Here is a 22,627-nt window from a genome sequence, read left to right as displayed (position 1 = left end):
ACGGGCGGGTTCCTACACCACTTAGCATAGGCTAGGCTTACTCGGGTGTCGAAGATGAGTGCGGTTGTAGATTCCGGTACCGGCGTCCAGGCCTGGGTTTCTGTCCAGGAGCGGCTGCCGGAAGGCTTCGCACCGGCCGACCTCGCGAGTGTGCTCGCGCAGGAGATCCCCGAGCGCGATGGCGACGAGTACCTGATTTACGAGCGCGACGGCGAATGGGTGCTTGCCATCGGCGCCCGCGCCTTCGTCGAACTCGACAGCGACGGACTGCGGATCGGCCGCGACGGATCCGTCGAACAGCGCAGTTGGTCAGGTCACCCCGGTGCGGCTCTCGAAGAGGCCGTGAAAGCGATCTCGGACGGCGTGCACCGCGTCTTCGGTTGGGTCGCCTTCGAATTCGGCACCTATCGGTTCAACTTGCAGCACCGGTTGGCCGCCGGGACCGCGTTGGCGCGCGTCTTCACCCCGCGTGCGGAAGTAGTGATCAACACCGATGGGGTGTCGGTTTCCGATGAAAGCTACGTGGAGGAGATCGCTCGAGTGATCGCGCGGGGCGCTCCGGAGGCTCCGGTGCCGGCGTCGATCGATCTTCAACCGGACCCGTCCGATTACCGTGGCCGAGTCGGTATCGCCACCGCCGAGATCCGATCGGGCTTGTACCACAAGGTGATCCTGTCGCGGCGTGTGGAAGTGCCGTTCGCGATGGACTTTCCGTCGACTTACCGTTTGGGCCGCCAGGGCAACACCCCCGTGCGCTCCTTCCTACTTCGGCTCGGGGGCATCCGCGCCCTCGGCTACAGCCCTGAGCTCGTCACCGCTGTCGAGGCCGACGGAACCGTCGTCACCCAGCCGTTGGCCGGCACCCGGGCCTTCGGCCGCGGCGAGGACGAGGACCGGGTGGCGCGCGACGATCTGGAGTCGAACGCTAAAGAGATTGTTGAGCACGCGATTTCGGTGCGCAGCTCGCTTGCCGAGCTCGCCGAAGTGGCCGAGGCGGGCAGCACCAAGGTGACCGATTTTATGACTGTGCGTGAGCGCGGCAGCGTGCAGCACCTGGGATCCACCGTCAGTGGCGAGCTGAGTCCCGGCATGTCGCGGATGGACGCGCTGGAGGCGCTGTTCCCCGCGGTCACCGCCTCGGGTATCCCTAAGGCGGAGGGTGTCGACGCCATTCTTCGGCTCGACGATCACCCGCGCGGTCTGTATTCGGGTGCGGTTCTGATGATGTCACCCGATGGCGAGTTGGACGCGGCGTTGACGCTGCGTGCGGCCTATGAGCAAGACGGGCACACCTGGCTGCGCGCCGGGGCCGGCATCATCGAGGCCTCGACGCCCGACCGGGAGTTCGAGGAGACCTGCGAGAAGCTCGGCAGCATCGCGCCCTACGTGATCAAGCGCGAGGGGTAACGACCAACCGCGGACCCGGCCCGCGATGCGCATGCCGAACTTCGGTATGCGCAGGAAGCTTCGGCGCCAAACAGCAGTTCGGCATGCGGTTGCGGCAAGGAAAATGACTGGCTAGCTCGTCAGGGACGCCAGCAGCGCCTTCTTGTCGATCTTGCCGACCGCCGTCAATGGCAGCGTGGGTACCGTCACCAGCTTGTCGACGCGCGAATGTGTGGCGGCTCCGCGTTCCTGCAGATGCTGGTTCAGCTCTGTCATTGTCGCCGGCTTGCCGCTGAAGACAATTGCCGCACAGACCATCTCACCCAGATACTGATCGGGGAGACCGACCGCGGCGACCGCGTAGACCGCCGGATGTGTCTGCAGATGCGATTCGAGATCGAGCGCGGCGATGGACTCTCCGCCACGCAGGATGACGTCCTTGATACGGCCGGTCACTTCCAGATAGCCGTCGGGCAGCGCCCGCACCCGGTCACCGCTGCGATAGAAGCCGTCGGGGGTGAAGGATCGCGCGTTGTCCGCCTCGGCGCGGTAGTACCCGTTGAGCGTGTAGGGCCCGCGGACCAAAAGCTCGCCGGTGTCACCGGGCGTCACCTCGGCGCCGTCTTCGCCGACAACGCGCACCTCATCTGCGTCGCAGATGGGCCTTCCTTGGGTGTGATCGAGGATGTCCGCCGAGTCGCCGGGACGTGTCATGCACAACAAACCCTCGGCCATCCCAAAGACCTGCTGCAGTCCCGGTGTAAGTGCCTCGCGGACCGTGCGCGCGTCCTCGGCGCCGAGCTTCGCGCCGCCCACCTGGAGGAGACGCAGTGTTTCGGGCAGTACCGGTTCCCACGCCGTGGCCTGTGCCCACAGCTGGGCCAGCGACGGTACCAGCGAGGTCACGGTCACCCGATGCCGGGCGATGGTCTCGAATGCCGACTCCGGGCTCGGATCGGACAGGAAAACCGTTGTGGCACCGACACTTATCGCGCCGAGGAGCCCGGGGCAAGACAATGGAAAGTTGTGGCCCGCGGGCAGCGCGACGAGGTACGCATCGTCTTCGGTGAGCGCGCAGACCCGGGCCGCCTGCGTGGCGTTGTAGACGTAATCCTCGTGGGTGCGGGGGATGAGCTTGGGTGCGGCCGTGGTGCCGCCGGAGACCAGCAGCAATGCGGGGGCATCCGTGTGCACCTCGGGAAGCGGTCCTTGTTGCGCTGCGTCGGCAAGCAGGTCCGACCATGCGGTGAATGAACCGGCATCGCCATCGATCACGATGTGGCGCAGGTTCGCATGCTGCTCGGCAAGCTCTGTTGCCAGTGCGCGGTAATCGAACCCGCCCGCGGTGTCGGCAGTCACCAGCGCCACCGCGTCGGCCACCTCGATGAAGTGGGACAGCTCGGCGCCGCGGTGTCCGGGCAGGCACATCACCGGTAGCGCACCCGCACGCATGAGGCCGAAGAATGCCACGGCGAACGATGTCCGGTTGGGCAGCTGGAGTAGCACCCGGTCGCCGGGGGCGATCCCCAGCTGCAGGAAAGCATGTGCGGCGCGATCGGCGGATTCGTCGAGTTCCCGATAGGTCAGCGCACCGTGTTCGTCGACCACAGCGGGGTGGCCGGCTCGCCGGGCGGCACTCGTGCGGAGCAGTGACTCCACGGTTGTCCCGGTCCAGTACCCCGCCTGCCGGTAGGCGGCGGCGCGTGCTGGGGCGAACGGGACGAATCCCGCCGTCGTGGTCGTGGCGAGCGATGCGGCAGGGGTTGGGGTGGCGGGGGTCATCTGAGCTCCTTGTGGGTGACCTCTCGCAGTCTAGATAGGGTAGCCTCATCGCAGTTAGGGCAGCCTGTACTAAGAGCGAAAACGCGAGGTGGGATCAGTTGCGCACCGTGAACGAGGGTGACGTCGAGATGGACGTCACCACCGGAGGGGCGTCGATTGACCTCGATCCCGATATCGCGCCGCCGCTGTCGGACGGACAGCATCGCGCGTGGTTCACCCATGCGGTGACGCCCGCGCTGATGAACCTGTGCCGCTCGTACCGGCTCAGCGGAGAGGTGGACGTCGCCGCACTGCGCGCCGCGGTCACTGCTGTGGCGGCCCGTCACCGCGCGTTGCGCACGACGTTCCATATCGGCACCGCCGGGGACCCGGTCGCGGTGCTGCACGGCGCGCTGGCTCCCCGGTGGGCCGAGCACGATGTGACCGAGCTGACGGGCACTGCCCGGCAATTGCGGCTCCGGGTGCTGGCGCAGCGAGAATTCGGGACCGCCTTCGATCTCGGCACGCAATCGCCGTTACGTGTCACGCTGATCCGTACCGGCGCCGCCGAGTACCTCTTGCTCGTCGTCGCCCACCGCATCGCCTGGGACGACGCATCATGGTCGATATTCCTCGACGATCTGACGAGCGCCTACACGCAGGGTGCCATCAGGGGGCTTACCCCACTGCTGACCCAGCAGCAGGATGCGGTCGGCGCCGACCTCGAATACTGGCGCCGTCAGCTGGTGAATCCTCCTGAACCACTGGAGCTTCCGGGCCCTAACGGTGCGACGGTGCCGTCCAGCTGGAAGGCGCAGCGATGCAGCACCCGCCTTCCCGCGAGTGTGATGAGCAATGTCGAACAGCTTGCCCAGGACGCCGCCACTACGCCGTATGTGGTGCTGCTCGCCGCATATTCCGCGCTGCTGCATCGCTATACGCATGCCGAGGACTTCCTGGTGGCCGCGCCCGTCGCTACGCGCGACGGCGACGCCAAGGATGCAATCGGATACTTCGGCAACACCATCGCGTTACGCATGCGCCCTCACGGTCGGATGAGCTTCCGTGATCTACTGGCGCAGACGCAACGGACCACGTACGACGGGTTGGCGCATCAGCGGGTGAGTCTGGACCGCGTGGTCCCGCGCGTTAGCTTCGCGATGGGAGAAGACTCCGCAACTCGGTTCTGCCCGCCCGGAATCCAGTGTGAACGCGCGTCGTTGGGCGGACAACTGGCGTCCGTGCCGCTCGGGCTGACGATCGAAACGTCTCTCGACGGTACCGACGTCGTGGCCGAGTACGTGGTCGACGTGCTCGACGAGCGGTTGACCGCGCAGATCCTCCGGCACTTCGTCAACCTGCTCGGCTCGGCGCTCGCCGATCCGGATGCTCCGTTGGTGGGCCTGGACCTCATGGACGGCCGAGAAGCCGCGTGGCTCTGGGAGGTGTCCTCGGGAGAAGCGTTCGAGGCGGTACCGGCGACCCTCGGCGAGCTGGTGGCCGCCCGTGTGTCCGCGCAGCCCGATGCCACCGCACTCGTATACGAGGGGCGCCACTATTCGTACCGGGAAACCAACGAACTGGCGAACCGTCTGGCGCACTGGATCATCCGTCAGGGGATAGGCGCAGAGGATCGCGTCGCCGTACTCCTGGACAAGTCGCCGGACTTGATCATCACCGCACTCGCCATCGCCAAAGCCGGTGCGGTGTATGTGCCTGTCGATCCCGAATACCCTGCCGACCGCATTGCGTACATCCTGGCCGATGCGCAGCCGAAACTTGTTATCCGGGAGCCGGTTACCGGTATCGAAGAGTTTGATACGCGTGAGCCCGGCGATGCCGATCGGGTGCGACCGCTGACTCCAGACAATGCCGCGTATCTCATCTACACGTCGGGCTCGACGGGCTTGCCCAAGGGTGTGACGGTCTCGCATCGCCCGCTCACCGAGTACTTCGACTGGTTCCGCGCCGAGTATCGGGTTAGCGGATCCGATCGCGTGCTGCAGGTGGCCTCGCCGAGTTTCGACGTGTCGGTGGGTGAGATCTTCGGCATCCTGAGCTGTGGTGGCCGCCTGGTGATTCCGCGTCCCGGCGGGCTTGGTGATGTCGCGTATCTGACGGACCTGTTGAACACCGAGGCCGTCACCTCCATGCATATGGTGCCCTCGTTGCTCGGCTTGATCCTGTCGCTTCCCGGTGTGACGCAATGGAAGTCGTTGCGCCGGGTGCCGGTGGGCGGCGAGGCACTACCCGGAACCGTCGCGGACAAGTTCCATGCCACCTTCGATGCCTCCCTGCACAACTTCTACGGTCCGACCGAGACCGTCATCAACGCATCGCGGTACAAGGTTCGGGGAGTCCAAGGTTCGCGGATGGTGCCGATCGGCACACCCAAGATCAACACGCAGATTCACCTTCTGGACGATGCGCTCCGTCCGGTGCCGGTGGGTGCCATCGGCGAGATCTACATCGGTGGAACGCATGTGGCGCGCGGATATCATCGGGCCGCCGGTCTCACGGCGCTGCGGTTCATCGCTGACCCCTTTGTTCCGGGCCAGCGGATGTATAGGTCCGGGGATCTCGCGCGGCGCAACGCCAACGGCGATATTGAGTTCATCGGCCGCGCCGACGACCAGGTGAAGGTTCGCGGGTTCCGCATCGAGCTCGGTGAGATCTCGTCGGCCATCGAGGTGGACCCCAGCGTGAGCCAAGCGCTTATCGTGGTCGATGAGCTGTCGCACCTTGGCAAGCGTCTCGTCGCCTACCTGACACCGGTCGGCGGACATGTGGTCGATATCGATCGGATCCGCTCCAGAATCTCGGCGGCCTTGCCCGACTACATGATTCCCGCGGCCTATGTCGTGCTGGACGAGCTTCCTATTACCCCGCACGGCAAGATTGACAGGGAGGCGCTACCGGCGCCCGATCTCGGGTCGGGGGCCGAGTACCGGGAACCGGAAACCGCGACGCAGCGGTGGGTGGCCGCGCTCTTCGCGCGACTGCTCGGTTCATCGTCGGTCGGAGTCGATGACTCATTTGCCGACCTCGGTGGTCATTCGCTGCTGGCCAGCAAGTTGTCGGCCGCGATCCTGTCCGAATGTGCGGTCGCGATCGATATCCGCGAGATCCTGGAGCGGGGCACCGTGGCGAGCCTTGCCCAGCTGGTCGACCAACGTCGCACCGGTGGCGCTGGGGATGTCGAGGACGGGATGGCTGAGGCGGAACCGATCCCGCTGCTCCCGAGCGGACACCGCCTGTACGAACATGGAAACCCGCGTCGGCTCGCCGAAACCGGCGTCTTCTGGCTGCCCGCCGGCATCACCCGATCCACGCTGGAGAACCTTCTCGGCGCCCTCGTTGGGGAGCACGAGGTGCTGCGCAGCCGGCTCGACCGCGACGCCATGGCGCTGATTCCGCGTGCGCGGCGGGCGCTTCGATTCGTTGAGATCATCTCGGCGGACCCATCCGATGCCGTCGGTGCCGAGATTGCCCGTGCGGTGGACCGGCTTGATCCCGAACAGGGCTGGATGCTCGCGGCGGTGTGGCTTCACCCAGAGAATGGGCCGGGAGTCCTCATCCTCGCGGTGCATCACCTCGCCGCCGATCCCATGGCCTGGCGGGTCATCATGCACGAGCTGGAATCACGTTGGCAGACAATGGCAACGGGCCTGACAACGGGATCGGTGCCGGCGCTCGCCAGAACCGGCAGCGACTACCGGCGCTGGGCCACCGCGTTGATGGCTGAGGCCGAGGATGTGGGCAGTCTGCCGTTCTGGATCACCCAGCTCGATGGTGAGGACCCCGAAATAGGCTCGCGTCGAATAGATCCCGAATCTGATCGGGAAGGCGCGCTCGCGGTCACCGTGGAATCGGCGCCCGCTGAAGCGAGCGCCGTACTGCTGAACTCCGGAATACCGATGGATCAGCTTTTGGCTGCGGCGGCGGCTCGAATGGTGGCCCAGTGGCGCCGCCGGCGCGAACAACCTGCGGTCGAGGCGCTGCTGGCGGTGCAGGTTCCCGGACGAACTGATGCCACCACGGAAACCGTTGGCATGCTCAGCACGGCGCATCCGTTGCGCGTCGGCGGCACCGACCCCCTCGGTGTCGGCCCGCGTGGTTTGGTGGAGCGGGTAGCCCGGCAGTACAGCGCGATGCCGGGCCGGACCATCGATTACGGACTGTTGCGCTACCTGCGCGCAGACACCCGAGCGGCGCTGCGGAAGTACCGCGACCCGCAGATCCTTTTGACCTATCTCGGGCACGATCTCGGATTTGAGGGTGACCTGCTTAGGCGTGACGGGTTGCTTTCAGTATCGGGTTCGCCGGTGCCCGAACCGGATTCGGCGGTACTCCACGAGCTCACCATCGCGGTACTGATCATGGAGACCACCGAGGGGCCCGCTATCGCGACCCTGTGGCGCGCGATTCCGGAGGTGCTCGGCCGTTCGGAGGTCGCCGAGTTGCAATCGATATGGCACGAACAGCTGGGGATTCTGGCGAAGGAGCAATGGTGACTTTGGGGTCTCAAGGGACATTGGCAGTGATAGGCGCCGGCGCCAAAGCGGTCGCCGTTGCCGCGAAGGCGGCGGCGCTGCGCGAGTGTGGTGTCGATGTGCCCGATGTGGTGGCGATCGAACGCCAGCAGGTCGGCGCGAACTGGCAGGCATGTGGCGGCTGGACCGATGGGCAGCACCGACTCGGTACGAGCCCCGAAAAGGATGTGGGCTTCCCATATCGGTCGGCGGTGCTGCCGGGACGCAATGCCGAGATCGACGCCCGGATGATGCGGCTGAGCTGGCAGTCCTATCTCGTCGCCACCGGCCAATTCGCCGAGTGGGTTGACCGCGACAAGCCAGCGCCAACGCACAAGCGCTGGGCCGACTATCTGACCTGGGTGGCCACCACCGTCGACATGAAGGTCGTCCACGGCGAGGTGTCCGCGCTGTCCATCGACGACGACCGATGGGTGGTGGGAACCAATGAATGTTCCATCGCCGCGGACGCTGTCATGGTGACCGGGCCGGGGCAGCCGGAGCGGTCCGTGCTGCCGGAGCACCCGAATGTCTTGTCCATCGCCGAGTTCTGGCGCCGGTGTGCCGGACCCACACGTCTCACGGCCGAACGCGTCGCCGTGATTGGCGGGGGAGAGACCGCCGCCTCGGTGCTCAACGAGCTTTTCGGGCACCGGGTTTCGACGGTTACCGTCATCTCGCCCGGGGTCACGCTGTTCACCCGCGGCGAAGGATACTTCGAGAACGCCCTGTTCAGTGATCCGACCGGATGGCTGCACCACACCATGGCGGAACGCCGCGACGCGTTGAACCGTACCGACCGCGGGGTGTTCTCGTCCCGCGTGCAGGAGTCGCTGCTGGCCGATGACCGCATCCGGCATCTGCGTGGCCGGGTTGCCCATGCCGTCGCTCTCGATGACCGGATCAGGCTGACGCTGCGCAGCGACCGCGCCGGTGAACCGTCCGAAACCGTGCACGGCTTCGATCTGGTGATCGACGGCGCGGGTGCGGACGCCCTGTGGTTCCTGCCGCTGTTCGACCAGAGCGCCCTCGACCTCATGGAGCTCACGTTGGGTGCCCCGGTAGACGGGAATGTGTTGCAGGAGTCCCTCGGACACGACTTATCGGTTAACGGACTCACGCCCAAGCTCATCCTGCCGACGCTCTCAGGCCTGACTCAGGGCCCGGGATTCCCCAACCTCAGCTGCCTCGGATTGCTGTCGGACCGCGTGCTCGGTGGACCGATCCGTACCGAATCTGCTCGTCGCGAAAGGAAAACAAGTGAGTACCAACCCATTTGATGACGAGAGTGGTGCCTTCTGCGTCCTCGTTAACGGCGAAGAGCAGTACAGCATCTGGCCCACCACTATCGAAGTCCCGGCGCAGTGGCGCAAGGTCTTCGGTGAGGCCTCGCGTGCCGACTGCCTCGAGTACGTCGAGGCCAACTGGACCGACATGCGCCCCAAGAGTCTGCGCGACGCCATGGCGGGCAGCTAGCTGGTAGACAGAGTCATGTGAGCCCTGAGGTACCCGATCACACTGCCGTACGAACCGCGCTGTGGCGCGCCTTGCATGTGGAACTGGATCCGCCGCCGCATGTGCTGACCGATGCGATCGGTCTGCAGTTGGTGGAGCCACCCCCCGATTGGCGGCAGCGACCCGATATGGACCCACAGGGTTCCCTTGCCTCTCGGCTGGGCATGGTGGCGCGGACCCGGTTCGTCGAGGATCTCGTCGCACAGGAGGCCGCGGCCGGGGTGGGGCAGTACGTCATCCTGGGTGCGGGGCTGGATACCTTCGCGCAGCGGCATCCGGACGTCGGCAGGCGACTCACCGTTTTCGAGGTGGATCAACCGCAGACACAGGCGTGGAAGCGAAAGCGGCTCAGTGAGCTGGGGTTCGGCATACCAGACTGGCTACGGTTGGTCCCCGTCGACTTCGAGGCCGGCGGGTCGTGGTGGGATCAACTGCAGAACACGGGGTTCGACGCCGAGAAGCCCGCCGTGGTGGCGTCCACCGGGGTGAGCATGTATTTGACGCGAGACGCCATCGCGGCGACGCTGCGCCAATGTGCTTTGTTGGCACCGGGTTCCACGTTGGCAATGACGTTCCTGTTGCCGCTGGAGTTGCTCGACGAGTCGGAGCGCCCGATCCGACAGATGATCGTGTCCAGGGCGGCGGAGTCCGGCACCCCGTGGGTGAGTTTCTTCGCTCCCGACCAGATGCTTTCCTTGGCGCGCGAATGTGGTTTCACCGAGGTGTCGCACATGTCGGGTCGGGCGCTGATCGAGCGCTATGTGCCCGGCAACGCACTGTCTGCCGAGGAGTTTCTAATGGCGCGCACCTAGCTGGTGGCCGCCGCAATCCGCCAGCCGGAGCTGGACTCCTGCTGGCGCCAGAACTCGGCGAAACGTCCTCCAAGAGCGGTGAGTTCAGCGATCGAACCCTGCTCCACAATCTGACCGTTGTCGACGAACAGCACATGATCCGCGTTGCGGATCGCGCTGAGCCGGTGGGCGATCATCACCCGGGTGCGGGCACGCGGGTCGTTTCCAATGGCCTCGGTGATCGCCGTCTCGTTCTCGGTGTCGAGGGCGCTGGTGGCCTCGTCGATCAGCAGTACAGGTGCGGGTTTCACCAGGGCGCGGGCAATGCTGACCCGCTGGCGTTCGCCACCAGACAACGCGGTGCCGGCCTCACCGACACGCGATCGTTCAGCATCTGGTAGGCGTTCGATGATCTCGTCGACGCGGGCTAGTGCCATGGCCAGGCGCGCCTCCTCGTCGTCGGCCGTCGGATGTCCGACGAGGACGTTGTCTCGGATCGGCCCGTCAAATAGGTACGGATGTTGGAACACCATGCTCACCAGCGCCCGGCGGGTAGCGGTGTCCAAGGTGGCGACATCTGTTCCGTCGACGAGGATTTGGCCACTGACCGGCTCCTGCAGGCCGGCGATGAGCGAGAGGACGGTGCTCTTCCCGGAGCCCGATGGCCCGACGATGGCGGTGGTGGTGCCGGGCTCCAGGGTGAAGTCGATGCCCGTGAGCACCTGGTCCTCGGCGCCTTGGTAGCGGAACCCGACATCGCGGAATTCGATACGCGGGGCGGGGGTTTCGGCGGAAGCCACGGCCTCGACGGGTTGGTCCGCGGCATCGGTAGTGATGATCGCATGTAGCCGTTCGAACACGCCGCGCGAATTCTCGACGGCGGAGGCCAGATTGGCCAGCACGGTAAACGGTTCGAGGAACCGCACCACTACCACCATCAGTGCGACGGCCTCTGGGGCCCCGATCGCACCGCGCACTGCCAACACCGCCGTGGTGCCGGCGAGCAGGATGAGCGCGATTTGGCTGACAATGGTGAACAGCAGCTGGCCGGGGATCTGGAAGAGCAAGAGCCGCATGGTCGCACCGCGTGCGACGGCAACTGCCTCGCCGGTTTGGCTACGCGCAGGGGTGACACGTCGGCTGGCCCGCAACGCGGCCTGTGTGCGGGCGAATTCCAGGATGCGTTCGGTGAGTGCGCTGTGCGCCTTGGTGTCTGCCTCGTCGGCTGCTCGCACGATGCGAATGCTCGCGATCAGTGCGCCCAGGAGCAGTGGCAGGGTGACGGCGGCGGCGACACCCAGTTTCCAGGAGATGAAGAACAGCCCGATGGTGATGGCTGCGGGCAGCAGCGCGGCGCCCACCAGCGGGGTGAGCAGGTTGGCGATGAATCCCACCAGGTCCGGGCCGCCGGATGAGATCGCTTGTCGCGCCATGGCTGTGCGCTCGGCGGTGAACCAGCCCAGCGGGATGCGGGTGAGTCTGTCGGCCACCTGATGCTGCGAGTCATTCAGGAGCGCGAATCCGATGCGGTAGCCGATGCGGGCCAGTGCGGTGTCCACGATCCAGCCGCCCACCGTGACGGCGGTGAGTACCCCGAGCCACGGCAACGCCCCGGAAGGAGCCGAACCGAACAGGGCGTCCAGCAGCGGTACCAGCAGCAGGCAACCTGCCGCGCGCAACGCCACCGAGAGCACCGACAGCACGATGTACAGCCACAGCGAGCCGCGGTGGCTGGGCGGGATGAGGCGAATCAGTTTGGACAGCATCAGATGTTCTCCCCGGCGAGTACGGCCGACGGTTCTGCCAAGCGGCCGTCCCAGAGCCGCCGGTATCGCCCATCGGCGCCGAGTAGCTCGGCATGAGTGCCGGTTTCGACGACGCGGCCGTGGTCCAGGACCACGATCTGGTCGGCGTCGGCGATGGTGTGCAGCCGGTGTGCGATGACCAGCACGGTCCGGTTGTGGATGAGCCGGCCCAGTGCCTGCTGGACTAGATACTCCGATTCAGGATCGGCGAAGGCGGTGGCCTCGTCCAGGATCAGGATCGGAGTGTCGGCCAGCAGTGCGCGAGCGATGGTGAGCCGTTGCTTCTCGCCCCCTGACAGTTGGGTGCCGGTGTCGAGAACGGTGTCATACCCGTTGGGAAGACGCAGGATTCGTTCGTGAATCTGCGCATCGCGGGCCGCGGACTCGACCTCGGCGTCGGTGGCCTCGGGCCGCGCCAGCGCGATGTTTTCGCGGACCGTTCCCGCGACCAGTTGCACATCTTGGAACACGAAGCCGACCTTGGTGTACAGCTCGTCCGGGGTCAGTGCCCGGATGTCTGTGCCGTCGATCCGGATGGCGCCGCTGTCGACGTCGTGGAACCGTGCCAGTAGGGAGGCCAGCGTAGATTTCCCGGATCCGGACGGTCCCACAAGGGCCGTCACCGTCCCGGACCGCAGCGTCAGGGTGATGTCGTGGATCACGGGCACGCCGGGCCGATATCCGAAGGTGGCGTGCTCGAAGACGATCGAGGGCATGGAGGGCCCCGCGTCGGCGGCGGCATGGCTGTTATCGGTGGTCAGTTCCGCCTCACCGAGCGTCACCGCAATATGTCGGGCGGCCAAGACTCCGCCGCGAATGCCGCCGAGTCCGTACGCAATTCCCAGCAGGCGCGTACCGAATGTGGTGCCGAGCACCAGGAACGGCAGCAGCGCGACCGGCTGCATCGTCCCCGCGACGACAAATAACGTGCCGGCTGCGGCGATGAGCCACAGGAACGTCGTGGGCCGGGTGGCCAGGTCCATGAACGTCTTCTTCCCGATGAACGGCCGCTGCCACTCGTTCAGAAAGGTGAGGTAATCGTCGAGGCGACGCTTGAACGAGGACGCTGCCGCCCCGCCGAACACCCGGATCACGGGCTGCCCTTCGAGATACGCGGCAGACTCGCCGCTCATCCGTTCGGTCCAGCGGGAAGCCTCGATGATCTTCGGGCCACTCTGAAACATCATCGTGGCCGTTGTTACCAGATAGATGAGGATCGGAATGAGGAGCACGAGCGCCAGGCGCCAGTCGACGATGAACAGGTAGACCAGCACCGCCACCGGCCCGACGACAGCGGCCACTGCATCGGGGATCGCGTGAGTAATGAGGTAGTGCAGAGACAGGGTGTCATCCTGGATGAGCTTCTTGACCGATCCGGAGCCACGCCGAGTGAACCACCCCAACGGCACTCGAGACAGCTTGTCTAGCAGTCGGCTCCGAATGCCCGCGCTAAACCGGATGTCTACGACGTGCAGCCACAGCGAGAGGGTCGTGCTGAGCCCCGTGCCCAGCACCAGCAGGACCAGGAAAGCAATTCCGGTGTGCCACAACCGGGCTTCGTTGGCGCCGGCCAGCAGCAGCCGCGTCAATTCGACGAGGACGACGAATGGGGCCAGTTCGATCAGGGTGATGATCGCTTGCAGTACGCCGCTGGCGATCATCTGTTTCTTGACCGGTGCTAGTATTTCACCGGCGGCCTGTGAGCGCCACTTGCCTTGGACCGCAGCACTTTCGGGCTTTTCCGGGGTGGTCTTCGGGGTGACGGGTCGGGGCGTCGGCTGCGTCTCGGTTCCGCCTTTGTCGACATCGCCGCGCCGACTTCCCATCGCGCGCCCGAATGTCCAGTATGCGGCCGCGTGCAGATCGGCCTTCGGGAATCCGAACTCCTCTTTTAGCCGTTTGCGCAGATGTTTGAGTGATCCGGCCTCGGGTCCGGCCCATGCGTACCAGTTGGACCAGTCGCGTGCTTGCAGCGCGGTGGACAGCGATGTCTCGTCGGTCCGTTCCACCCAGTGCAGGTGCCGCCGAGGATGGTCGGTCAGCGGAATCAGTTCGTCGTCGGGGCTGTGCCGTTCCAGATACAGCTCGACGTCCACATCTGCGGGTAAGGCGGCCAGGATGGAGTTGATGGCCGGGATGGACGCGGAATCGCCGATCAGCAGGAATCCGGCAGGGAGGTCCTCGGGAATCTCGAAACGTGAGGATCCGAAAGCGACCACCGGAATCGTCATACCCGGCTGGGCGCTGGTCGCCCACTGACACGCGGGCCCGGCTGGCTCGTGCACGACGACATCGATCGTGAACTCGCCGGCTTCGCTATCTGTCGACACGATCGTGTACGCACGTTGGAACTCCGTGGCACCACCAGCGGGATCGGGGAACCAGAATCGGAGCCATTCGGCGGGGGTGTGTAGGAGGTCATCGAACAGCGATGCAGAGGACATGGTTATCCGCACGCAGTTCGGTGCGACGTGCGTGGTGCCGACGACCGTGGCCAGGTGGTCGCGTGCCCCGAATCCGCGCAGCACCGCGCCCTGGAACCCTCTACCCATGGTGATATGACCTTTGTTTGTGCCCAAACCCCGTTACTTAGCCCATCCTAACCTAAGGGGTGGTAAGGGGGTCAGGCACGAATGACGCGTCGTTGGACTTGCGTGCCCGGCGATCGGGGTGTGAGCGGGGTGGCGGTCCGGGCGGCGATGTACTCGGGGCGCGGCTCCGCCCCGGCGAAGGGTCTCTCGGGTGCGTTCTCCACCGAGTTGAACACCAAAAACACGTTTGACCGTGGGTAGGGGCTGATGTTCGACCCGGACCCGTGCATCAGGTTGCAGTCAAACCACAGCGCATCTCCCGGCTGCCCCAGGTAGAGCTCGATCCCGCTGGTGACTGCGGCCTCGGCGAGGGTTTGTGTGGACGGCACCCCAATTTCCTGTTTCACCAGAGATTTTCGATGGTTATCGGGTGGCGTCGCCCCGACGCACGGGTAGAAGGTGCGGTGTGTTCCCGGCATGACCTGCAGTGTGCCGTTGTAGGCGACGTTGACGGTCAACGCGATCGAGCAGGACACCGTGCGCATCTGGGGCAGCCCGTCCTCGGTGTGCCAGGTCTCAAAGTCCGAATGCCAGTAGAAACCGCGCCCTCGGAAGGCGGGCATTGCGTTGATGCGCGACTGGTGCAGGTAGACCGATCCGCCCAGCAGCTGCTCGGCGACGTCCAGCACACCCGGCGAGCACGCCACGTCCATGACGACAGGGCTGAGCGCGTGCGCTTCGAAGATGGATCGCACCTCCTGCGATCCGGCCTCCCGGACGATCCTGGGATCATCACCGAGTTGCGATGGCACCCTGTTGATCTCGTTGCGCAGCGCGGAGACGGTGGCGTCGTCGACGGTGCTGGGGCGGATCAGGAAGCCCTGATTGGACATCTGGGTGAGTGCCGGTGAGGCCAGCGGCCCGTCCTCCGTAGCACCCCAGACCACCGGCTCGGTCCTGGTTATCGGCGCTTGCTCGACCTCGAGGCGACTGGGATAGCGATCGACGATCGCGGCGGCGCTCATGACAGGGCAGGCGTTGCCGGGTATGCGCCGGACTCGTCGTGGACCTCCCGCCCGGTGACAGGAGGATTGAAAACGCACATCATGCGCATCTCGGTTTCCGCCGAAAGCTGATGCCGCTCATTCCCGTTGAGGAGGTACATGCTTCCCGGTCCCAGGGTGAACACGTCGCCGTTCTCCAGGTTGGTCAGCGTGCCGGTGCCCGCGGTGAGCCACACCGCCTCGATGTGGTGTTGGTAATGGAAGACATGCACGGTGCCGGCGTCGATAGTGGTCTCGTGGAAGGAGAAACCCACGCCGTCGTCGGCGAGCACGATCCGCTTGCTGTGCCAGCCTTCGCCGCTGACGTCGCGTTCGGTGCCGGTGATCTGTTGGGTGGTACGGACTATCAAAATGCTTCCCTTCTAGACAGATTCCGCGATGGCTTCCCGCAAGGTGGCGATGCCGATATCAAGCTGCTCGTCGGTCGTGGTCAGGGCGGGCAGCAGTTTGACCACCTCGTCTTTGGGGCCGGATGTCTCCACCAGCAGACCCCGTTCGAACGCGGACTTGCTCACCCGTGAGCCCCGTTCGGTCTCGGCGAATACGATGCCCTGCACCATGCCGCGACCGCGCACGGTCACCGAGTCGTCATCGTCCACGAGGGCAGACAGCTCGGAATGGAGCCGGTCGCCCTTACGGCGCACATCGTCGCTGAATGTGCTGTCCTGCCAATACTTCTGCAGTGTTGCGGTCGCGGTGATGAATGCGGGGTTGTTTCCGCGGAAGGTGCCGTTGTGCTCGCCCGGGGCCCACTGATCGAGGTCCGGGCGGATGAGCGTCAGGGCCATGGGCAAGCCATAGCCGCTGATAGATTTGGACAACGTCACGATATCGGGGCGGATACCCGCGTCCTCGAACGAGAAGAACGCACCCGTTCGGCCGCAACCCATCTGGACGTCGTCAACGATCAGGATGATCTCCCGCTTTCGGCACAAGTCGTCCAGCGCGCGAAGCCATTCGGCGCGCGCGACGTTGACGCCACCCTCGCCCTGCACGGTCTCGACGATCACCGCGGCGGGCTTGTTGAGGCCGCCACCTTCGTCGTCGAGAACCTTCTCGAACCACTGGAAGTCTTCGGTGACACCACCGAAGTAGTTGTCGTATGGCATGGGAGTGGAATGCACCAAGGGCACGCCGGCACCGGCACGCTTCATCGAGTTGCCGGTCACGGCAAGCGATCCCAACGTCATTCCGTGGAATGCATTGGTGAAGCTGATGATTGACTCACGGCCCGTGATGTTCCGCGCCAGTTTGAGGGCGGCCTCGACGGCATTGGTGCCGGTGGGGCCGGGGAACTGCACCTTATAGTCCATCCCGCGGGGCAGCAGGATGGTCCGCTCGAATTCCTCGAGGAAGTGCTGCTTGGCCACCGTGGCCATATCCAGGCTATGGACCACGCCGTCGGTCGTCAGATAGTCGATGAGCGCGGTTTTAAGCACCGGGTTGTTGTGTCCGTAGTTGAGCGCGCCCGCGCCGGCGAAGAAGTCTAGATAACGCTCACCTGCGGTATCGGTGAGCCACGATCCGGAGGCGGAGGCGAAGGTGGTGGGCCAGCTCCGGCAATAGCTCCGCACCTCTGATTCACGTTCGGTGATGACCTTTGGCAGCCCAGCTCCCTGAGCGGGCAAGGTGGCGGTCATTTGTGTATCCCCTTTCGGCCCAATGCTTTAGGCACTATCTCTGGGCGCTTTTATGTGGATCCTGCGGAGTGAGCCGAAGTAGTGGCTCTGCCTCGTGTGCGTCGGGAAAGAGATCCGCGCTAAATCCATTGGATTCGACGAGGTTCATGTCCCGCCGGCGGGCAAACCCGGCGAATAACGCGCGTGAGGCGGTATTTGACTGTGTGACAGTGGTTTCCATGATTAGAGGTTCGCCCTGCAGGGTCGCGAGAGAGTCCGCGAGCCAGGCCAGCAAGGTGGCGGCTAGTCCCTTTCCGCGATACGCCTCGTCCACCCCGACCTGCCAGATCATCAGCGAACCGGATGGGCGGATGTATCCGGTGACGAAACCGACGACTTTATCGTCGACCCGAGCGACCGCGGACGTAGAGGGAAAGTCGGTGCACCACAGCAGGTATGAGTAAGAAGAGTTGACATCCAGTACGCCGGAGTCGCGCGCTATGCGCCACATGTGACGAGCGTCCGACTGCAGCGGGTGGCTAATCGACCACACGGCGGTACTGCTTGATTCAGAATGCAATTCAGTTTCGACCACTAATAATCACCATAACGACAACAGGTTTCGTATCACTCGGGTTTCGTACCGTTCGACCGTAACCGCATCGGTACCCGAATAGCCAGGACCAGCAGTGGGCACCCGGGTCAACTCATGGTGTTTGCCGAGGGTATCCGCGTGATGTGACCCTCGTCACGGACTGCTGCTGAAGCAGCGTTCCCAGCGGTCGGTATCGCCGAGCATCTCGCCGGGAGGGGTGGCCCAGCAGGCCGCCACCAGGTCGTAGCCGTGGTGAATAAGGGCGGCGTGCACCGGCCAGCGCTGCTGCAGCCACTCGGGCTCGTTGTGCGCGCTCTCCACCCCGGCCCGAATCGCGCCCTCAAGTTCGAAGGACAGGTCGCGGGCCTCCGCATAGGCGGCGTCGTGGGCGGGCATGACCCGCGCCATCCCGACGAGCTCGAGTGCCGCCCGTCGGATCCGGGCCTCGGTGAAGGCGAAGGTCCGACGATGGGCGCGCGGTGCGATGACGTACATCGCGGCCATGGCCACGGCGACGCCGATCACCGTTTCGGCCAGACGATCGCGCACGATCGACGTGACGGATCCCTGGAGGGTGACCACGCCCGCCGACAACAGTGCGATCGGGGTCACGAACATGACCGCGACGGCGTAGTTGCGCGGCAGAAACAGTTCTGTGCAGAACTGCAATGTCGCGATTGCGGCAATGAGTGCGTATCCGGTGAGAGACAGCTGGTACAGGACGGCGAAGAGGCCGAGCCCAATGATCGTGCCCGCGAAGCGCTGCAGCCCACGCACCGTGCCATGTAGCCGATCCGGACCCAGGTGCACGATCACCAGCGCGCTCAGGATCGCCCATTGCGGTCGTGTCAGACCGACCGCGGCGCTCAGCACCCCGGCTCCCAGGCACGCGATGCCTACCCGTCCGGCCGTGATGGTCGCGTGCGATCGGAACCGGACGGAGCGGCGCAGGCGGTACCAGATACTGGGCCGGACCATGAGGACGTGATCACCGGGGATGAGATGGTCGAGGACCATCTTGTTGCCGACCGCGGTCTCGGTGAACCGGCGATGGGTGTCGAGCATGGTCGTCACCAACGGCGAATCGGATCCGGTGGACAGTCCGGCGTCGTGCAAGGCGGTCCACGCCGAGGAGATCGCGGCGCCCGCGGCGTGTCTGGCATCGACGGTCAGGTTTCCGGGCTGGGCATAGGTTTCGACGGCCTCGACAGCTCGCTGCACGGCGACGCGTTCGGGTTTGTGGAGATCGATCGCGGCGCCCGTCAACGAGACCAATACCGCCGCAACTGCTCCCAGCCCCGCGCAGACGAGGATCCGTATCGGATCCACACCCCATTCGGTGGCGCCGAGTGCGCCGCCGCACACCAGGACGAAGAAGAGCGCGCCCGGCGGGCCGAGTCGAAGGGCGTCGACGGTGTAGACGACCGGGACTGCGACCGCGGTCAGGGTGAGGATGGTTGCGGCGTGGTTGGCGATGCCTCCGGGCGCGTGCGTGCCTACTGCCGCGCCGAGCGCGGCGATGAGCATCAGGGTGATGCCTGCGGTGGCCACCACCGCGGCGCGGACCCGGTACGGGCGACCCTCGCCGTAGAGGACGGCGAACGCTCCATAGGTCACGTAGAGGGCGGCATTCGGGTAACCGGCGGCGACCACCAACATGCCGGGGATGGCGACCGCGGCAGCGGCCCGCAGGCCGACGCTCCAGCGGCGTCCTGCCGCCGGGGCCGAGAACAGGATGGACCGTGCCTGGGCAATCTGCGGAAGGGGATCCGGGGATTCAGGAAGGGGCGGGGTCACATGTCATTTCATACCGTGAATCACGCGACCCCACTGGCCGGTTCACTACCGCGGCGCTGCCGATAGGCGCGTTGCTTGCAGGCGGGGGAGCAGTAGCGCTGCGGGCGGCCCTTCCCGCGCGGGGTGAGTAGGTGACCACAGAACAGGCATGATGGCGAGTCGGATTCAGTACAGATCTCGACGACGGAGATGGGCGCGCTCCGCGCCGCTGTCACCAGATCCGTGCCGGAAGCGCGGCCTCGTGGGGTCTGGATGCGCAGCTCGCCGTCCAGGTAGGGGCACTCGACGATGTCTTCGTTAGTGCAGGTGAGTAGGTGGTTGAGGTAATCGCGTGCGCGGTCGAGTCGGTCGATACGCGCGGAGATGTCCGCGACCTGTGCGGTGACCGCGCTGCGCCAGGTATCGGGTTGTGTCGTATGGGACGTCACGACGGCGGCCTGGCGTAGCGGCATCATCCCGGTGATGCAGCACAGGTACGCGATGCCGATGCTGCGCAGGTCGTGCTCGTTGTAGGTGCGTCGGCCACCGTTGTGCATCGGTGTGTCCAGGACACCCTGTTTTTCCCACCACCGCAGGGTCGACGGGGCCAGGCCGTACAGGGCGGCCGCCTCGCCGATGTTCACGGTCGGCTCCGTGGAGGCGGGGCCTGGCATCATGCTCACCTCACCATTAAAACTTAGGTAACCCTAACTTGCAAGAGGTTGCGAGCGTGCCGCGCAGCAGGTGCGTACGGCCGGCTAGTTGAGCAGTGACTCTCCGAGGTAGCCGTCCTGCGCGGTTCCCGGCGGCATGACGAACACGGCGGACCCGACAGCGGTGTTCCATTGATTGAACTCATCACGTTCGGCCAGACGCCGCTGCACCGGGACGAATTGGGTAGCGATATCACGTTGGTACGCAGCGAAGATCAGGCCGGAGTTCGACGAGGTGCCGGGTAGCGGGGCGTCGTCGAAGTTGTACGGGCGCCGCAGAAACTTCTCGTGTGGGTTGCGGTGCCGGGCCAGTGCGAGGTGTGAGGTTGTGGGGATGACGGGGATACCGCCACGCGTCATCTGCAGGTCGGGCTCGTCGGATTCCTTCTCGCCCGTCAGCGGCGCGCCGGTGTCTGTCTTTCTGCCGATCACGAGGTCGCGAAGCTTGCGGTCCAGCTGATCCCAGCCGTCCAGGTCCATCGTGATCCGGCGCAGGACGAGAAGCGTGCCACCCCTGAGCCACTCGTGGTCTTCACCTTGGTGCCACAGCAGGCTGTCGAACTCGGGACCGCTGGGGTTTACGGTGCCGTCGACCTGGCCCATGAGATTGCGCATGGTGGCTCCGGACGGATCTTCCGCGCGGGGCGTGCGGAATCCGGCCTGGCGCCAGCGCTCGGTAGCCAGTGATCGAACGTTCTTCAGGAGCACCCGGGCGGCGTGCGTGACCAGAAGCATGTCGTCGGCGCAGATCTGCAGCAGCAGATCGCCTCCGCACCACCGCGCGTCGAGCTTGTCGGTGGAGAAGGCCGGGAAGTCCCGCGCGGAGACGGGACATTTGTCAGCCAGGCCGACCTTGGCGAAGGCTGACGGGCCAAGCCCGGCGGTGACCGTCAATCGTGCAGTGGGCGTGGCCAATTCCGGTTCGGTGTCGGCCAGCGCGGGCAGCCCCTGGGTCAGCCTGGCCGCATCGGTACTCCACAGACGCAGTATCGATCGCAGATTCTCGCGGGCGGTGCGCGCGTCTGTTGGCAGCAGATCCAGCGCGAGGAACAACGCGTGCGATTGCGCTGAGGTGATGATTCCCGCCTGATGCGGCCCGTAGAACGGTTCGACGGCGGGCGCGCTGTCGGGACGTGCCGCCTCTGACTGGGCGGATAACGCCGACAATCCGGCGCCCGCCGTGAGGGCGGCTGCGGCGCCACCCCCCACGATGAGCCCCCGACGAGATAAGGAACGACGCGTCATGCTCAGGGCTGGTAGTTCTCGTTGCCACCCGCGAAGTCTCGGATCTGCGCGGTGACGGGCGTGGTGGAGCCGTCCTGAAACGCCAGCGTGACGACGACGTCCTGGCCGGGACGCAGCGGAGTGGTCAGTCCCATAAGCATGACGTGATCACCGCCGGGGGAGAGCTTGTGTTCGCCATTGGCCGGGATGACGACTCCGCCCTCCTTGGGGCGCATCAGTCCGCCAGCGGTGACCTCATGCAGTTCCACCGAGCGCGCCGCGGGTGAGGTGGCCGACACGATGCGGGCCTCGGTGGATCCGGTGTTGTGGATGGTGCCGAATACGGAGGTCATGGATCCGTCGGGAGCGGACTTGGCCCACTGATCGGTGATGGTGACCTTGGCAGACTCTTCGGACGGGGTGGGCTCATGGGCTGAACAGCCGGCGAGCAGCGACAGCGCTATCGCTGCGGGAATGACGATCTTCACGTTCAGCTAGTCGTGTGCGGGGGACGGAAAGTTCCGGCGGCGCAGGCTCAGCTCGGTGAACAACTGCTCGGTGGCTGCCGTGGCGGCGTCGATATCTCCGGCGATGACGCCCTCGACGAGCCGGGTGTGTTCGTGCTCGAAGGAGCATTCCGCACCGATGGGATTGCCGCGCATGTAGTGGTCCATCAGGCCCAATAGCGAGTCGTAAAGCTCCAGGTAGAGGGCATTGTGGCTGGCGGCCACCACTGCCCGGTGGACCGCGATGTCGGTGGAAATGGCGTCCTCGACGTGCTGCGTTGCGACCTGACTGGGTGCCCACAGTTCGTTGCGACGCCGCAACAGGGCGCGCAGCTGCTCGATGTCATCCTCATCACGTCGCTGCGCGGCGAGCCCGGCCGCTGTCACTTCGAGGGTCTGTCGCAGTTCGATCAGATCGCGGTCGTTGGCTGCGGCGAAGTAGTCCGCGATGGCCGATCCACTGCCGCCCATGGACAGCACGTAGGTGCCGGAACCTTGCCGTCGTTCCAGCATCCCGGCATGGACCAGGGCCTGAACGGCCTCTCTAATTGTGTTGCGAGAGGTCCCGGTGAGCTCGCACAATTCAGGTTCGGTAGGGATGCGCCCGCCGATGGCCCAGCGTCCCGACAGAATCTCCTCGCGGAGTTGCTCGGTGACCTGGCCAATCAGTGTTTGGCGACGGACCGGCTGCATGACGGCTCATCGTAGCGTGCGGCGGAAATCACGTTGAACATATTCATCCATTCATCCTATGATTTGCGGGGCCGCATAGGAGGATGAACGTTGACCACGACAGCGCACGACACCGG

At 65.3% G+C, this 22,627-nt stretch carries 16 protein-coding genes and 1 pseudogene; 5 read left to right on the top strand and 12 right to left on the bottom strand.

Annotation, left to right across the window (positions count from 1 at the left end; all coding sequences use genetic code 11):
* Window positions 1-45: 45 nt before the first annotated feature.
* Window positions 46-1,407: a salicylate synthase gene (locus tag FZI91_RS23345; protein ID WP_162526024.1), complete on the top strand. Its 1,362-nt coding sequence runs from the start codon at window positions 46-48 to the stop codon at window positions 1,405-1,407.
* Window positions 1,408-1,518: 111 nt separating this feature from the next.
* Here the strand turns inward: FZI91_RS23345 and FZI91_RS23340 are convergent, their stop codons facing one another.
* The gene (locus FZI91_RS23340) at window positions 1,519-3,168 is read right to left on the bottom strand and encodes a (2,3-dihydroxybenzoyl)adenylate synthase (protein WP_155941493.1); all 1,650 of its coding nucleotides are present in this window, start codon (window positions 3,166-3,168) and stop codon (window positions 1,519-1,521) included.
* A gap of 98 nt (window positions 3,169-3,266) precedes the next feature.
* Here FZI91_RS23340 and FZI91_RS23335 point away from each other — a divergent pair, with 98 nt between their 5' ends.
* From FZI91_RS23335 to FZI91_RS23320, 4 genes are read left to right on the top strand one after another with little or no spacing between them, the layout of a single operon-like run.
* On the top strand, window positions 3,267-7,661 hold the full coding sequence (locus tag FZI91_RS23335; RefSeq protein ID WP_162526025.1) for a non-ribosomal peptide synthetase: 4,395 nt from the start codon (window positions 3,267-3,269) through the stop codon (window positions 7,659-7,661).
* Entirely contained in the window at window positions 7,655-8,959 is a 1,305-nt protein-coding gene (gene mbtG / locus FZI91_RS23330) for an NADPH-dependent L-lysine N(6)-monooxygenase MbtG (RefSeq protein ID WP_155941492.1), read from the top strand. Before FZI91_RS23335 ends, mbtG begins: the two co-directional genes overlap by 7 nt.
* On the top strand, window positions 8,940-9,155 hold the full coding sequence (locus FZI91_RS23325) for an MbtH family protein (protein ID WP_162526026.1): 216 nt from the start codon (window positions 8,940-8,942) through the stop codon (window positions 9,153-9,155). Before mbtG ends, FZI91_RS23325 begins: the two co-directional genes overlap by 20 nt.
* A gap of 17 nt (window positions 9,156-9,172) precedes the next feature.
* Window positions 9,173-10,006 (top strand): class I SAM-dependent methyltransferase, encoded by an 834-nt coding sequence (locus FZI91_RS23320; protein WP_162526027.1) that lies wholly within the window; start codon window positions 9,173-9,175, stop codon window positions 10,004-10,006.
* On the opposite strand, the gene FZI91_RS23315 is transcribed toward FZI91_RS23320, so the two are convergent.
* The 11 genes and pseudogenes from FZI91_RS23315 to FZI91_RS23265 all read right to left on the bottom strand — a co-directional run bounded on the left by FZI91_RS23315 (window position 10,003) and on the right by FZI91_RS23265 (window position 22,511).
* On the bottom strand, window positions 10,003-11,751 hold the full coding sequence (locus tag FZI91_RS23315) for an ABC transporter ATP-binding protein (protein ID WP_155941490.1): 1,749 nt from the start codon (window positions 11,749-11,751) through the stop codon (window positions 10,003-10,005). The two genes, FZI91_RS23320 and FZI91_RS23315, sit on opposite strands and share 4 nt — an antisense overlap.
* Window positions 11,751-14,342, bottom strand: coding sequence for an ABC transporter ATP-binding protein/permease (locus tag FZI91_RS23310; protein WP_155941489.1), 2,592 nt, complete (start codon window positions 14,340-14,342; stop codon window positions 11,751-11,753). The genes FZI91_RS23315 and FZI91_RS23310 overlap by 1 nt, the downstream gene beginning before the upstream one ends.
* Before the next feature lie 71 nt (window positions 14,343-14,413).
* On the bottom strand, window positions 14,414-15,346 hold the full coding sequence (gene thpD / locus FZI91_RS23305) for an ectoine hydroxylase (RefSeq protein WP_155941488.1): 933 nt from the start codon (window positions 15,344-15,346) through the stop codon (window positions 14,414-14,416).
* Window positions 15,343-15,735, bottom strand: coding sequence for an ectoine synthase (locus FZI91_RS23300; RefSeq protein WP_155941487.1), 393 nt, complete (start codon window positions 15,733-15,735; stop codon window positions 15,343-15,345). The genes thpD and FZI91_RS23300 overlap by 4 nt, the downstream gene beginning before the upstream one ends.
* Window positions 15,736-15,747: 12 nt before the next feature.
* Window positions 15,748-17,025 (bottom strand): diaminobutyrate--2-oxoglutarate transaminase, encoded by a 1,278-nt coding sequence (ectB, locus tag FZI91_RS23295; RefSeq protein ID WP_155941486.1) that lies wholly within the window; start codon window positions 17,023-17,025, stop codon window positions 15,748-15,750.
* A 27-nt stretch (window positions 17,026-17,052) separates the two neighbouring features.
* A pseudogene (gene ectA / locus FZI91_RS23290) lies at window positions 17,053-17,515 on the bottom strand (diaminobutyrate acetyltransferase).
* Window positions 17,516-17,752: 237 nt separating this feature from the next.
* Complete coding sequence (locus tag FZI91_RS23285; RefSeq protein ID WP_162526029.1) at window positions 17,753-19,396, bottom strand: FUSC family protein; 1,644 nt, start codon at window positions 19,394-19,396, stop codon at window positions 17,753-17,755.
* Between the two features lie 20 nt (window positions 19,397-19,416).
* On the bottom strand, window positions 19,417-20,049 hold the full coding sequence (locus tag FZI91_RS23280) for a MerR family transcriptional regulator (RefSeq protein ID WP_155941508.1): 633 nt from the start codon (window positions 20,047-20,049) through the stop codon (window positions 19,417-19,419).
* Between the two features lie 84 nt (window positions 20,050-20,133).
* Entirely contained in the window at window positions 20,134-21,333 is a 1,200-nt protein-coding gene (locus tag FZI91_RS23275) for a Dyp-type peroxidase (RefSeq protein WP_155941485.1), read from the bottom strand.
* A gap of 2 nt (window positions 21,334-21,335) precedes the next feature.
* Window positions 21,336-21,800, bottom strand: coding sequence for a copper chaperone PCu(A)C (locus FZI91_RS23270; protein WP_162526030.1), 465 nt, complete (start codon window positions 21,798-21,800; stop codon window positions 21,336-21,338).
* Between the two features lie 6 nt (window positions 21,801-21,806).
* Window positions 21,807-22,511, bottom strand: a complete 705-nt coding sequence (locus tag FZI91_RS23265) for a FadR/GntR family transcriptional regulator (protein WP_155941483.1) — start codon at window positions 22,509-22,511, stop codon at window positions 21,807-21,809.
* Between the last annotated feature and the right edge of the window lie 116 nt (window positions 22,512-22,627).

The sequence above is a fragment of the Mycobacteroides sp. CBMA 271 genome, assembly GCF_009729205.1.
In the GTDB taxonomy this organism is placed as follows: domain Bacteria; phylum Actinomycetota; class Actinomycetes; order Mycobacteriales; family Mycobacteriaceae; genus Mycobacterium.
The sequence above is the reverse complement of the archived record's forward strand: the minus strand, read 5'-3'. Positions and strand labels throughout refer to the sequence as shown.